This window comes from Streptomyces africanus (assembly GCF_002150735.1).
Taxonomy (GTDB): Bacteria; Actinomycetota; Actinomycetes; order Streptomycetales; family Streptomycetaceae; genus Streptomyces; species Streptomyces africanus.
The window spans coordinates 1-13278 of the sequence record NZ_MUKA01000103.1 but is presented as its reverse complement, the minus strand read 5'-3'; the positions used below and the strand labels follow the sequence as shown (position 1 = coordinate 13278).

Annotated in this window: 13 protein-coding genes and 3 pseudogenes; 9 read left to right on the top strand and 7 right to left on the bottom strand. The window is 70.9% G+C overall.

The window, feature by feature from the left end; translation table 11 throughout:
* On the bottom strand, positions 1–292 hold a 292-nt coding region (locus tag CCL05_RS15800), incomplete at its 3' end, for an MBL fold metallo-hydrolase (RefSeq protein ID WP_143589893.1).
* An 86-nt stretch (positions 293–378) separates the two neighbouring features.
* On the opposite strand from CCL05_RS15800, the gene CCL05_RS15795 reads away from it, so the two are divergent.
* Entirely contained in the window at positions 379–1830 is a 1452-nt protein-coding gene (locus CCL05_RS15795) for an aldehyde dehydrogenase (RefSeq protein ID WP_086561141.1), read from the top strand.
* A 2-nt stretch (positions 1831–1832) separates the two neighbouring features.
* Positions 1833–2078, top strand: coding sequence for a ferredoxin (locus tag CCL05_RS15790; protein WP_086561140.1), 246 nt, complete (start codon positions 1833–1835; stop codon positions 2076–2078).
* A gap of 56 nt (positions 2079–2134) precedes the next feature.
* Here the strand turns inward: CCL05_RS15790 and CCL05_RS46180 are convergent.
* Positions 2135–2266: pseudogene (locus tag CCL05_RS46180) on the bottom strand (TetR/AcrR family transcriptional regulator); the annotation flags it as partial.
* On the opposite strand from CCL05_RS46180, the pseudogene CCL05_RS46175 reads away from it, so the two are divergent.
* Positions 2264–2400: pseudogene (locus CCL05_RS46175) on the top strand (NADP-dependent oxidoreductase); the annotation flags it as partial. The pseudogenes CCL05_RS46180 and CCL05_RS46175 sit on opposite strands and share 3 nt — an antisense overlap.
* A gap of 392 nt (positions 2401–2792) precedes the next feature.
* Here CCL05_RS46175 and CCL05_RS15780 read toward each other — a convergent pair.
* The gene (locus CCL05_RS15780; RefSeq protein ID WP_086561139.1) at positions 2793–3455 is read right to left on the bottom strand and encodes a TetR family transcriptional regulator; all 663 of its coding nucleotides are present in this window, start codon (positions 3453–3455) and stop codon (positions 2793–2795) included.
* Positions 3456–3666: 211 nt separating this feature from the next.
* Between CCL05_RS15780 and CCL05_RS15775 the strand changes: the two genes are divergently transcribed.
* Genes CCL05_RS15775 through CCL05_RS15765 form a run of 3 tightly spaced genes read left to right on the top strand, consistent with a single transcriptional unit; the run spans position 3667 to position 6937 of the window.
* Positions 3667–5127: a glycosyltransferase family 4 protein gene (locus CCL05_RS15775; RefSeq protein ID WP_086561138.1), complete on the top strand. Its 1461-nt coding sequence runs from the start codon at positions 3667–3669 to the stop codon at positions 5125–5127.
* Entirely contained in the window at positions 5121–5870 is a 750-nt protein-coding gene (locus CCL05_RS15770; protein WP_086561137.1) for a class I SAM-dependent methyltransferase, read from the top strand. Before CCL05_RS15775 ends, CCL05_RS15770 begins: the two co-directional genes overlap by 7 nt.
* A complete protein-coding gene (locus CCL05_RS15765; RefSeq protein ID WP_086561136.1) occupies positions 5867–6937 on the top strand; it encodes a prenyltransferase in 1071 nt (356 codons plus the stop codon). Before CCL05_RS15770 ends, CCL05_RS15765 begins: the two co-directional genes overlap by 4 nt.
* Positions 6938–7015: 78 nt before the next feature.
* Here the strand turns inward: CCL05_RS15765 and CCL05_RS15760 are convergent, their stop codons facing one another.
* A complete protein-coding gene (locus CCL05_RS15760) occupies positions 7016–7309 on the bottom strand; it encodes a hypothetical protein (RefSeq protein ID WP_010048443.1) in 294 nt (97 codons plus the stop codon).
* Between the two features lie 157 nt (positions 7310–7466).
* On the opposite strand from CCL05_RS15760, the gene CCL05_RS15755 reads away from it, so the two are divergent.
* From CCL05_RS15755 to CCL05_RS15745, 3 genes are read left to right on the top strand one after another with little or no spacing between them, the layout of a single operon-like run.
* Positions 7467–8708, top strand: a complete 1242-nt coding sequence (locus CCL05_RS15755) for a hypothetical protein (protein WP_244204288.1) — start codon at positions 7467–7469, stop codon at positions 8706–8708.
* Positions 8705–10270 (top strand): vWA domain-containing protein, encoded by a 1566-nt coding sequence (locus CCL05_RS15750; RefSeq protein WP_086561134.1) that lies wholly within the window; start codon positions 8705–8707, stop codon positions 10268–10270. Before CCL05_RS15755 ends, CCL05_RS15750 begins: the two co-directional genes overlap by 4 nt.
* Complete coding sequence (locus CCL05_RS15745; protein WP_143589892.1) at positions 10257–11006, top strand: hypothetical protein; 750 nt, start codon at positions 10257–10259, stop codon at positions 11004–11006. The genes CCL05_RS15750 and CCL05_RS15745 overlap by 14 nt, the downstream gene beginning before the upstream one ends.
* Before the next feature lie 10 nt (positions 11007–11016).
* Here CCL05_RS15745 and CCL05_RS15740 read toward each other — a convergent pair whose 3' ends face one another.
* The 3 genes and pseudogenes from CCL05_RS15740 to CCL05_RS15730 form a co-directional block, all read right to left on the bottom strand.
* Positions 11017–12030 carry an LLM class F420-dependent oxidoreductase gene (locus tag CCL05_RS15740; protein WP_086561132.1) on the bottom strand — a complete coding sequence of 338 codons (1014 nt, stop codon included), beginning with the start codon at positions 12028–12030 and terminating at the stop codon, positions 11017–11019.
* 97 nt (positions 12031–12127) lie between these two features.
* A pseudogene (locus CCL05_RS15735) lies at positions 12128–12929 on the bottom strand (hypothetical protein).
* 159 nt (positions 12930–13088) lie between these two features.
* Positions 13089–13278: N-acetylmuramoyl-L-alanine amidase (locus tag CCL05_RS15730; RefSeq protein ID WP_208641531.1), on the bottom strand; the 190-nt coding region annotated here is incomplete at its 5' end.

The following is a 13278-nucleotide window of genomic DNA, read 5'->3' as shown; positions in this document are numbered from 1 at the left end:
CCTCGCGGACCCGGCCGGACAGGCCGTGGTGGTCCGGGTGATGGTGGGTGACGACCACGCCGTGGATCTCGGCGACCGAGGTGCCGCAGGCCGTGAGTCCGGCCGCGAGGGTGTTCCAGGACGCCGGGTCGTCCCAGCCGGTGTCGATCAGAACCGGGCCGCGGTCGGTGTCGACGACGTACACCAGTGTGTGGCCGAGCGGGTTGTCCGGGATGGGGACGCGCAGGGACCGGACGCCTCCGCCGTGGTCGTACACCGCCGGTACGGGCTCGCGGTCCTGGCTGCTCTTCATGTGCCCTCCGATCCACGGCCATTGCCCACTATAACGAGAACTGGTATCAGTTTCTGAAACACCGTCAGATGTGAAGGCAGTCGGCCATGACCGAGCTCGTGGAACACGGACAGCTGTTCGTCGGCGGGGAGTTGACCGACCCCCTGGGTACGGACGTCATCGAGGTGATCTCGCCGCACACGGAAGAGGTCATCGGACGCGTCCCGCACGCCTCGACGGCGGATGTGGACCGGGCCGTGGGAGTGGCCCGGCGGGCCTTCGACCAGGGCCCCTGGCCGCGCATGAGCCTCGACGAGCGGATCGAGGTCGTGAGCAGGATCAAGGACGGGATCGCCGCCCGGCACGACGAGATCGCCCGTGTGATCTCCGGCCAGAACGGCTCGCCGTACTCCTGGAGCGTCCTCGCCCAGGCCCTCGGTGCCGTCATGGTCTGGGACTCGGCGATCACCGTCGCCCGGAACTTCACCTACGAGGAGCGGCGCGACGGCGTGCTCGGCAGGATCCTCGTCCGGCGGGAGCCCGTCGGGGTGGTCGCCGCCGTCGTGCCGTGGAACGTCCCGCAGTTCGTCGCCGCCGCCAAACTCGCCCCGGCGCTGCTCACCGGCTGCACGGCCGTGCTCAAGCCCTCGCCCGAGTCGCCGCTGGATGCGTACCTGCTCGGCGAGATCGCGAAGGAGGCCGGGCTGCCCGAGGGCGTGCTGTCGATCCTGCCCGCCGACCGGGAGGTGAGCGAGTACCTGGTCGGGCACCCCGGCATCGACAAGGTGTCCTTCACCGGCTCCGTCGCGGCCGGCAAACGCGTGATGGAGGTCGCCGCCCGCAACCTCACCCGCGTGACGCTCGAACTGGGCGGCAAGTCGGCCGCCGTCGTCCTGCCCGACGCGGACGTCGAGACGGCCGTGGCGGGCATCGCCCCCGCGGCCTGGATGAACAACGGGCAGGCCTGCGTCGCCCAGACCCGCATCCTCCTGCCGCGCTCCCGCTATGACGAGTTCGCCGACGCCCTCGCCGCCGCGGCGGGCGCGCTGACGGTCGGCGACCCGCTGGACCCCGCCACCCAGGTGGGCCCGCTGGTGGCCCGGCGGCAGCAGCGGCGCAACCTCGACTACATCCGCATCGGCCAGGAGGAGGGCGCGAAGATCCTCACCGGCGGCGGACGCCCGGCCGGCCTCGACCGCGGCTGGTACGTCGAGCCGACCCTCTTCGGCGACGTCGACAACTCCATGCGCATCGCCCGCGAGGAGATCTTCGGCCCAGTGATCTGCCTGCTGCCCTACGACGACGAGTCCGACGCCGTGAAGATCGCCAACGACTCCGACTACGGACTGAGCGGCAGCGTGTGGACGGCGGACGTCGAGCGCGGCATCGAGATCGCCCGCCAGGTCCGTACCGGCACCTACTCGGTCAACACCTTCAGCCTGGACATGCTGGGCCCCTTCGGCGGCTACAAGAACTCGGGTCTGGGGCGGGAGTTCGGGCCCGAGGGATACGGCGAGTACCTGGAGCACAAGATGATCCACCTCCCGGCGGACGCGTAGCGATGGGCGACCGCTGGCACGTGGAGGTCGACCGCTCCCTGTGCATCGGCTCCGCCCAGTGCCTCCACCACGCACCGGACGGCTTCCGCCTGGACGCCGCCCGGCAGTCCCGTCCGGCCGCCCCGGACACGGACGCGAACGAGCGGGTGCTGGCGGCTGCGGAGAACTGCCCGGTGGAGGCGATCACGATCACGCTGGGGGACAGCGGGGAGGCGGTGTTCCCTCCGGAGGAGTACGGGTGTGAGTAGGTGAGGCACCGAAAGCGCCGCTGACATTGATCTTCCGCGATGCGGCGTACGGACGGTCAGCCATTCAGAGTCGCGCTCGCGACGACCTCGAAGAGACGATCGGCGCGTGGCGCGAGCGCGGGTTGATCGCCGAGCCATGCCAGTGCTGCTACCAGTGCGAACAGATCGGTGCCGTCAATGTCGCTTCGCTGTTCCCGGTGTTTCCTGGCGGCTTCGACGAAGAAGAGACCGCAAGGCTGGGCGTCACGGTCTCGAGCGCGCAAGTCCGCTCGAGCGCGCCGCCCGGGGGCACATCCAGGGCAAGATCGTGCTCACGGTCGCTCAGCGACGAGCCGTCTCACCGATGCGTCCGGCGGTCGCCCGCGCAGAGCGGCGGCACAGCCCGCCCCCGGCCGGCCGCTCGGTGTCTCGTCCGCGGCGGCGGGGGCCTCAAAGGGGGGCATACGGAATACTCAGGATATTTAGGTAAAAAAATCCAGCACAGGGCTTCTCTTCGCCGCGAGAAGTTCTAGCCTGGAAGCAGGCCTACGGGACGAGTGAGGGAGTCCGACCGGAGTTGGCCGACTCTGGCAGGAAGCTTCGGCTTCCGCCGGTGCCGACTGCGACGGTAGGGCTGAGAGGCCGGAAGGCGCAGGGCCGCGAGGCCAGGCGACCGGAAGGCGACCCCCAGAACCTGATCCGGACCATGCCGGCGAAGGGAACCCGTCTCGTAGGTCATTCGTGTGCGTCGGGCCCCGTCAGGTCGATCAGCCGGCACACCGTCTCGATGTCGATCTTGACCTGGGCGATGGAGGCGCGGCCCGACAGCCAGGTGATGAGGGCCGAGTGCCAGGTGTGCTCGATGACCCGGACCGCCGAGAGCTGCTCCCCAGTGGGGTGTTCCAGCCCCATCGCGTCCAGGATGATCGCCGTCGTCTGCCGTGAGACCTGGTCGACCTCCGGGCTCACGCTGCGGTCGGCGAAGGTGAGGGCCCGGACCATCGCGTCGGCCAGATGCGGCTCGCGCTGCAGGGCGCGGAAGGCCCGCATCAGCGTCTCCGCGACCCGCTCGGCCGCCGTCTCGCCCTGCGGGGGCTTCTTGCGCAGCGTGCCGTGCATGTGCTCCAGCTGGTCCTGCATGGTGGCGACCAGCAGGTGGATCTTGGACGGGAAGTAGCGGTACAGCGTGCCGAGCGCCACCTGCGAGGACTCCGCGACCTCGCGCATCTGCACGGCGTCGAAACCGCCCCGGCTGGCCAGCTGCGCGCTCGCGTGCAGGATGCGGCGACGCCGGGCCTCCTGTCGCTCCGTCAGGGGCGGGGAGCCGGGGGCCGTGGCTCTGGCATCCACCTTGGCCACCTTGTTCACCTTGGTGCTCACCTTGGCTTCCGCGGGCATGGGTCGGGCCCGTTCCGTGACCGTCCGTGAGGACGAGTGATCAGACAGCATGGCACGGCGCCTGCCGTGGCGTGAATCACCTGATCCACTGCTCACAGCGCCCCTACCTGCCGGTAGATTCAGAGCCTCCGAACGATCAAGTCTGAAACTTGTTCTAGATTAGCGTCCCGGCGTAATCTCGCGGGACAGAGCAGTCAGAAGGGGGCCCAGAGTGACCGCTGAGGCCAGGGAGGCCGGGGCTCCGGAGGACCCCGCCGCCGACGGCTTGCGACCGCTCCACATCGCGCTCCTCACCTATAAAGGGAACCCGTTCTGCGGCGGCCAGGGCGTCTACGTCCGGCACCTCTCGCGCGAACTGGCCCGCCTCGGCCACCGGGTCGAGGTCATCGGCGCACAGCCGTACCCCGTGCTCGACGAGGGCTACGACGGGCTGAGCCTCACCGAGCTGCCCAGCCTCGACCTCTACCGCCAGCCGGATCCTTTCCGCACACCGAAGCGCGACGAGTACCGCGACTGGATCGACGCGCTCGAAGTCGCGACCATGTGGACCGGCGGCTTCCCCGAACCCCTGACGTTCTCGCTGCGCGCCCGCCGCCATCTGCGCGCCCGCCGCGGCGAGTTCGACGTCGTCCACGACAACCAGACACTCGGGTACGGCTTGCTGGGAGACGTGGGCGCGCCCCTGGTCACCACGATCCACCACCCCATCACCGTCGACCGGCAGTTGGAGCTGGACGCGGCGGAGGGCTGGAAGCGGCGCTTCTCCGTGCGGCGCTGGTACGGCTTCACCCGCATGCAGAAGCGCGTCGCGCGGCGGCTGCCGTCCGTCCTCACCGTCTCCGGCACGTCCCAGCAGGAGATCATCGACCACCTCGGCGTCCGCCGGGACCGCATCCATGTGGTCCACATCGGCGCCGACACCGACCTGTTCTCGCCGGACCCCTCGGTGCCGGTCGTGCCGGGCCGGATCGTGACGACGTCCAGCGCCGACGTGCCGCTGAAGGGCCTGGTCCACCTCGTCGAGGCGCTCGCCAAGGTGCGCACCGAGCACCCCGGCGCCCACCTCGTCGTCGTCGGCAAGCGCCCGGCCGAGGGGCCCGTCGCCCAGGCGATGGAACGTTACGGCCTCGACGGCGCCGTCGAGTTCGTCAAGGGCATCTCCGACGCGGAACTCGTCGACCTGGTGCGCTCGGCCCAGGTCGCGTGCGTGCCGTCGCTCTACGAGGGCTTCTCACTGCCGGCCGCCGAGGCCATGGCGACCGGGACGCCCCTGCTCGCCACGACCGGCGGGGCGATCCCCGAGGTCGCCGGCCGGGACGGGGAGACCTGCCTCGCGGTGCCGCCCGGCGACTCGCAGGCACTGGCGGCCGGGCTGGTCCGGCTGCTGGGCGACCCGGAACTGCGCGCTCGGCTCGGAGCGGCCGGGCGGGAACGGGTGCTGCGGCACTTCACCTGGGCCAGGGCGGCGGAGGGCACGGTGGCGCGCTACCGCGAGGCGATCGCCAGGTCCCGGGAAGGCGAAACGGGCCGCTCGGCAACGCCCGACGACCGTTCCACGGTGACGCCCCCGGCCTCCGGCATCCCCGGCCGGTCCGCTGCTCCCGCAGGTGCTGTTCCCGCGGCCACCACAGATGTAGAAGGCGTCAACTCCGAAAGCAGGGCCACGTGCTGACCGTCGACTTCTCCCGGTTCCCGCTCGCCCCGGGCGACCGAGTCCTGGACCTCGGCTGCGGTGCCGGCCGGCACGCGTTCGAGTGCTACCGGCGCGGCGCGCAGGTCGTGGCACTGGACCAGAACGCCGAGGAGATCCGCGAGGTCGCGAAGTGGTTCGCGGCGATGAAGGAGGCCGGCGAGGCCCCCGAGGGCGCCACCGCCACGGCCATGGAGGGCGACGCCCTCGCACTGCCCTTCCCCGACGAGTCCTTCGACGTCGTCATCATCTCCGAGGTGATGGAGCACATCCCCGACGACAAGGGCGTCCTCGCCGAGATGGTGCGCGTGCTCAAGCCCGGCGGGCGCATCGCCGTCACCGTCCCGCGCTACGGCCCCGAGAAGGTCTGCTGGACCCTGTCCGACGCCTACCACGAGGTCGAGGGCGGCCACATCCGCATCTACAAGGCGGACGAACTGCTGGAGAAGATCCGCGAGGCCGGCCTCGAGCCGTACGGCACCCACCACGCCCACGCCCTGCACTCCCCGTACTGGTGGCTCAAGTGCGCGTTCGGCGTCGACAACGACAAGGTGCTGCCGGTGCGGGCGTACCACAAGCTGCTGGTCTGGGACATCATGAAGAAACCGCTGGCCACCCGGGTCGCGGAGCAGGCGCTGAACCCGCTGATCGGCAAGAGCTTCGTGGCGTACGCGACCAAGCCGCACCTGCCGCGCCTCTCCGACAGCGGGGCGGACGCCCAGTGACGACTCCCCGGACGGAACACCTGGTCCTGCCCGGGGTCCTCACCGCAGGACAGGCCGCCGCGACCGTCGCCGGCATCCTCGCCGTGCAGCGCGAGGACGGCGCGATCCCCTGGTTCCGGGGTCATCACCTCGACCCGTGGGACCACGTCGAGGCCGCGATGGCCCTCGACGCGGCCGGTGAACACGAGGCCGCCGAAGCGGCCTACCTGTGGCTGGCCCGGCACCAGAACGAGGACGGCTCCTGGTACGCGGCCTACGCGGACGGCGACTTCGCCGAGGTCACCGACCGGGGCCGGGAGACCAACTTCGTCGCCTACATAGCCGTCGGCGTCTGGCACCACTACCTCTCCACCGGCGACGACACGTTCCTGGAGCGGATGTGGCCGGCGGTGTACGCGGCCGTGGAGTTCGTGCTGCGCCTGCAGCAGCCCGGCGGGCAGATCGGCTGGCGGCGCGACGACGACGGCACGGACACGGCGGACGCCCTGCTGACCGGCAGCTCCTCCATCCACCACGCGCTGCGCTGCGCGCTGGCCATCGCCGAACAGCGGGAAGAGGCCCAGCCGGACTGGGAGTTGGCGGCGGGTGCGCTGCGGCACGCCATACGCCGGCATCCGGAGCGGTTCCTCGACAAGAACCGTTACTCGATGGACTGGTACTACCCCGTGCTCGGCGGCGCCCTGACCGGGGCGGAGGCCAAGACCCGCATCGAGGAGGACTGGGAACGGTTCGTCGTCCCGGGGCTGGGTGTGCGGTGCGTGGTGCCCAACCCGTGGGTGACGGGGGGCGAGTCCGCGGAACTCGCCCTGGCGCTGTGGGCGATGGGGGAGTCGGACCGGGCGTTGGAGGTGCTGCAGTCGATCCAGCATCTGCGCGATCCGGAGAGCGGGCTGTACTGGACGGGGTACGTCTTCGAGGACGACGCGGTCTGGCCTCGGGAGTTGACCACGTGGACGGCCGGGTCGCTGTTGCTGGCCGTCGCCGCGCTGGGGGGACATGAGGCCACGTGCCGGGTCTTCGGGGGTGAGGGTCTGCCGGTGGGGCTGGACTCGGAGTGTTGCGCCTGAGAGCTCGGGGGGTTGTTGCCTGATTGGGGGCGCGGGTTGAGTGTGGCTTGTCGCGCAGTTCCCCGCGCCCCTATGGCGTCAGTGCCGGTGTACTCGATTGGCGATGGCGTGGCCGACGAACAAGTAGACCACCGCTGCCAAGCCGTAACCGGCGACCACTCGGGCCCAGGCCTCGTCGAACGTGAAGAGGTCGTGGGACCAGCCCGCGAGCCAGCGGGCCGCGTCGTGGATGAACTGGACGAAGTCGTTGGCGCGGTTGGCGTCCAGCAGGTACATCAGAATCCACAGGCCCAGGATGAGGGCCATGATGTCGGCGACGACGGCGATGACCGTGCCGGCCTGATTCGCACCATTGCGATATCGAGGGGACATACCCACCGGGTAGCCCGCGAGGCCTCGTTCAAACCCGGGCGCTTCCTCCCGCGTTCAACCGAAGTTCCCGGAAGGGACGTTCGGGGTACACCCGCATCACCGACGATCCTGGCCCGGCACACGGGGAGAACGCAGGTGTCACGGGGGGAGAACGCAGGTGCCCGCGAACAGACCCACCACCGAAGAGCCGCGGTTAACCGTCACCAGACCCCCGCGCCGACGCCTGCGCAGAGCCCTGGCGTTGGCGCTGCCTGTCCCGGTCATCGGGCTGGTCCTGCTCGTGACCTCCGGGAATCTGCTGTTGCCGCTGCGGCAGGTGGTCACCATAGAGGCCAAGATGGCCTCGAAGAGGGACTTCTTCCAGGACCCCGTGGTCGAGCGGCTGCTCATGAAGCACGGCTTCCGCGTGCACATCACCAACATGGGCTCGCGTGAGATCGCCAAGCAGGACTACGAGGGGTACGACATCGTCTTCCCCTCCGGCCAGCCGGCCGCCGATCTGATCAGCCGGGAGCGCGCCCGGGCGAACCGTCCGGTGCTGCTGTACCGCCCGTTCGTCAGCCCCATCGTGCTCGCCACCTACCGGGACTACGCCGAGGTTCTCACGGTCGAAGGCGTCGCAGAGCGCCTTCCGGGCCCGGGCGACCGGCCGATGTACTACACCCTCGACATGCGGAAGTTCATCGATCTCGCGCACGGCAGGAGGAAGGGCACCCAGCGCGACTCCCGGGACGGGTACCGCTGGGACGAGATCGACCACGACGACCTCGTCCGCAACGGCAACAAGATCCTCGCCCAGACCTCGGACATCTGCGAGTCCAACTCCGCCGGCACCTACCTCGGACTCGTGGCCTTCGTCGAGCACGGGAACGACGCGCCGGACAGCGAGGCCGAGGCCGAGCAACTCGCCCGGAAGATCAAGCCGCTCCTCGTCGAGCAGGGACTGCCGTCCGCCGAACGCGCCGAAACGTATCTGTCCCCCGACGGGCACAGCATCGCCCCGATCTCGGTGATCTACGAGCACCAGTTCCTCGCCCACCAGATCCGGCACCGGGCAGAGAAGGGAAAGACCGATGACGAGCGCGTCCTTCTCTACCCGTCCACACGCTTCGTCACCGAACCCCAGCTCGTCGCCCTGACCGGCGACGGCGCCCGGCTCGGCGAACTGATCAGCACCGACCACGAACTCCAGCGGCGGGCCGTGGAGTTGGGCTTCAGGGCCCGCAACGCCACCGGCGGCGAGACCAGCGACGAACTCACCCGGTTCCTCACCGAGCGGCACATCCCGGTACCCACCACCTCCTCCGACGACACCCGGGCGGTCCTGCCCAGCCTGCCCCTGCTGGAGAAGATGATCGAGATCGTCGGAGACTGCCCGGACCGGACGGGCAGCCGGTGAAGCGCGGCGCGGGCCTGCTGGCGCTCTGCCTGGCGCTCCTCACCACCTTGCTCACCGCCTGCTCGGGTGACGACCGCGACGACACGGTCCGGCTGCGCGTGCTCACCGGCCCCGACCTCACCGTGCCGGCCGCGGTGCTGGCGGAGTTGAGGGACGAGACCGGCATCGACCTGCGCCTGGACCACCGGGCCGACGCCGAGACGCAGGCCCCGGACCGCGACAGGTACGACCTCGCCTGGCTGTCGTCCGACCGCTTTCTGCGTCTCACCGACAAGAGCGCGACACGGGGACTGCAGCGCACGCCCATCATGACGTCCCCCGTCGTCATCGGCCTGAAGCCCGACGTGGCACGGGGGCTTCGCGCCCGGGCGCCCGGCGCCCAGCTCACCTGGGCGGACATCGCGGACGCCGCCGCCACGGGCACCGTCCGCTTCGGCATGGCCGACCCCCGGCACGCCGGCAGCGGGCTCGCCGCCCTCGTCGGCGTCGCCACCGCCGCGGCCGGCACCGGAGCCGCGCTGCGCCCCGAGGACGTCTCCTGCGACCGGCTGCGCGGCTTCCGCTCCGGCCAGACCCTCACCGCCGACACCGGCCCCGCCCTCGTCGACTCCTACGTCGATCACCAGGACGAGGCCAACGCCCTCATCACGTACGAGTCCGACCTGCTCGCCCTCAACGCCGGCGACCGCCTCGACGACCGCCTGGAGATCGTCCGGCCCGAAGACGGCATGGTCCTGGCGGACTTCCCGCTGCTCCTGCTGAACCCGGCCCACCGGACCGCGTACGACAAGGTCACGCAGTGGCTGCGGCGAGAATCGGTGCAGCGGCAGCTCATGCGGCACACGCTGCGCCGTCCCGTGAACACGGCGGTCACCCGGGACCCGCGGCTGCGCGAACCGGTCGGCAACGCGCTCTTCTACCCGGACCGGCCCGCCGTCGTCGAAACCCTGCTGGCGGACTACGGCGACCCCGTCCGCCGCACCACGAGCCAGGTGGTCTTCCTGCTCGACTTCTCCGGCTCGATGCGCGGCGCCCGGATGGCCGCCCTGCGCCGGGCCTTCGCCGGACTCAGCGGCGCGGACCCCTCCGCCTCCGGCAAGTTCACCCGCTTCTACCGGGGCGAGCGCCTGACCGTCGTCCGGTTCGGCGGCCGCGTGCTGGAGGAGAAGACCGTCACCGTCACCGGCCCGAAGGACCTGACCGCCCTCGCCGGCACCGTCGCCCGGGGCGGCTACGGCGACGCCACCGCCGTGTGGTCCGCCCTCGACCACGGCTACCGCACCGCCGCCCGGGAACGGGCCGCCGACCCCGACCGCTCCGTCTCCCTCGTCCTGATGACGGACGGCGAGAACAACGCGGGCCTGTCCTATGCCGAGTTCGTACGCCGTCACAAGGCGCTGCCCGCCGGCGTGCGCGCCGCCGTCCACACCTATCCCGTCCACTTCGGCGAGGCCGACGCAGGCGAACTACGGCGCGCGGCGGCGAGGACGGGCGGACGGATGGTGGACGCCGCCGGCTCGTCCCTTTCCGAGGCATTCAAGGAGATCCGTGGCTGTCACTGACGCACTGTGGTGGAGCCTTTGGTGGCCGTGGATGACGGTCTGGCTGGTGACGGCCGCCGGCGTGCTCGTGCTCGCGGTGGTCCTGGTGCGCCATGCCCGGGACCGGCGCAGACACCTGCGGCGCTGGCAGTCGGCGTACAGCATCTGCCTGTACCTCGACGAGCAGGCGGTGATGGACCTGTACGAACTCGGCAACTACCGGTCCGCGCTGGAGGAGGCCGTCGAGCTGCGGACGAAGGTCGACACGAGTGTCGGCTTCTGGAGCCGGGTGCTGACCTGGCTGTTCCGGTTCCGGTTGAAGCGGGACGTCAGCCAGGAGACGTTCCGCAAGTTCGTGCGCAAGGACAAACCGATCAACGTCATCGGTGTGGTCCTGGAGGCCTTCGACCGGGCCGACGCCATCGTCCACGCCGACCTGACCGCCCTGACCGTCGTCCCGAACCGGAACCTCGCCGACGACCTGGCGGACGGCCGTGCGGTGACCCTGAGCCGCATCGGCGCGTTCGTCTCGGTCAAAGGCGTCTTCACCCGCGTGCCGGACGTGGCGGAGGGATTCGAGCTGCGGGCCGAGTACGGCGAGGAGCAGCCCCCGGTGTCCATGCGCGTCGTGGCCCCCGGGAACGCGCGCCGCTCCATCCCGGCCGGCACCTTCACGGCCCGCTGCCTCGGCAAGATGACCGGCTGGCGCGAGGAGACCCGCGAGGTGACGCTGGAGGCGATCGCGATCTTCTGGTGACCGCCGCCGCTCACCGGGAGTTGAGTTCGGCCAGCACGCGCAGGGTGTGCGGGTCGGGTGCCAGGGCCAGGAGGTCGGTCACGGGCCCTTTCCGCCACAACTCCAGTCGCTCCGCGATGCGTTGGCGCGGCCCCACCAGGGAGATCTCGTCGGCGAAGGCGTCCGGCACGGCGAGGACGGCCTCCTCGCGGCGGCCGGACAGGAACAACTCCTGGATCCGGCGGGCCTCCTCCTCGTACCCCATGCGGGCCATGAGGTCGGCGTGGAAGTTGCGGGCCGCGTGTCCCATGCCGCCGATGTAGAAGCCGAGCATGGCCTTGACGGGCAACAGGCCCTCGGCGACGTCGTCGCAGACCCGGACCTGGGCCAGCGGGGCGACGAGGAACCCCTCGGGTGCGCCGGCGAGCGAGGCCCCGTACACCTCCGGCCGCGTCGGCGACCAGTACAGCGGCAGCCAGCCGTCGGCGATACGGGTCGTCTGGGCGACGTTCTTCGGTCCCTCCGCGCCGAGCAGGACCGGCAGGTCCGGGCGGAGGGGATGAGTGATCGGCTTGAGGGGCTTGCCGAGGCCGGTGGCGTCCGGGCCCCGGTAGGGGTGGGCGTGGAAACGGCCGTCCAGCTCGACCGGCGCCTCGCGCCGCAACACCTGCCGTACGACGTCGACGTACTCACGGGTGGCGGTCAGCGGCGACTTCGGGAACGGGCGGCCGTACCAGCCCTCGACGACCTGCGGGCCGGACAGGCCCAGGCCCAGCATCATGCGCCCGCCGGAGAGATGGTCGAGGGTGAGCGCCTGCATGGCGGTGGTGGTCGGCGGACGGGCCGCCATCTGGGCGACCGCCGTGCCCAGCTTGATCGTGGAGGTGTGGGCGGCGATCCAGGCGAGCGGCGTGAACGCGTCCGAGCCCCACGACTCCGCCGTCCACACCGAGTCGTAGCCCAGCCGCTCCGCCTCCTGCGCGAGCGGCACATGACCGGGGGAGGGGCCGCGACCCCAGTAACCGAGGGCGAGACCGAGCCGCACGCCTGCCTCCTGACGGATCGTCAGCCGATGTGGGCGACGACTGTACGGCAACGGCCCCCCACCCGGAAGGGCGAGGGGCCGTACGTCGTTGAGGGGCTCAGCCGCGCTGGATGCCCGACGTGTCCTGCAGGACCCCGCGACGGCCGTCCTGCGTCTGGGCGACCAGGGCCGCGCCGCGCTGCTCGACGGCCAGGTACCAGGTGCCCGGCGCGAGTTCGGCGATCGGCGTGGGCGAACCGTCCTCGGCGAACAGCGGCCGCGGCACCGGCACCGCGAACCAGAACGGCGAGAAGTCCCCGGCCGGCGGCTGCGGCGCCTGCGCCTGCTGGGGCTGGGGCTGACCGCCGTACGGCTGACCCGGCTGCCCGGGCTGTCCCGGCTGCGGGTGCCCGTAGCCACCCGGCTGCTGGGCGCCCGGGTAGCCGTAACCACCGGGCGGCTGCGCGCCGTAGGGCTGCGCGGCGGCCGGGCGCGGGGCCGGGATGAGGGCGCCCTTGAGGGCCGGGACGAGGGGCGTGGCGAGGGCGGCGGCGGCCAGGAGCAGCGTGGCGACGAGGGCGAGGATCAGGCCGATGCCGGGGGTCGGAGCGCCCTCGTCGTTGTTGNNCGAGGGCGCTCCACGCGGCGAACACGGTGAAGGCGGCACCGAACTGACCGAGGTCGAGACCCGCGACCTTCGGTACCTGCGGCAGGCCCCGGGCGACGACGAGGAGCGCGGCGCCGATGATCCCCGCCAGTACGACGCTGAACACGACCGGCCCGCTTCCCCACAGGCTGGGGAGGTCGACGCTGTCGGGGACATTGTCGAACGAGTAGAGGTCGAGGAACGACGCGATCAACAGCAACACCGCTGCACCGATCACCACGCCGTCGCCTCGAGTGAGGGAGCGGATATTCACTTCAGGTCCTTCGTAGGTCGTCTCGTCGTCGGTAGAGGCGTCGCTGCCACCATGTCGCCGTCAGGCCCCGGTGTGAAGCGCGGGGGTGACCCCTCATCGTACGAACGGACCCTATCGTCCGCCCGACCAGGGTGTCCGCCCGGAACAGCCCGCCGAGAGCTACCCGCGCAGGAAACTCACGATTCCCTCAGAGATCCCTTGCGCCGCCTTCTGCCGCCACGCGCCACTGGTCAGCAACGCCGCGTCCTTGCTATCGCGCATGTTGCCGCACTCGATGAACACCTTGGGAACCGTTGACAGATTGAGACCGCCCAGGTCCTTACGCGTGACGAGACCGGTGCCGTCGCCG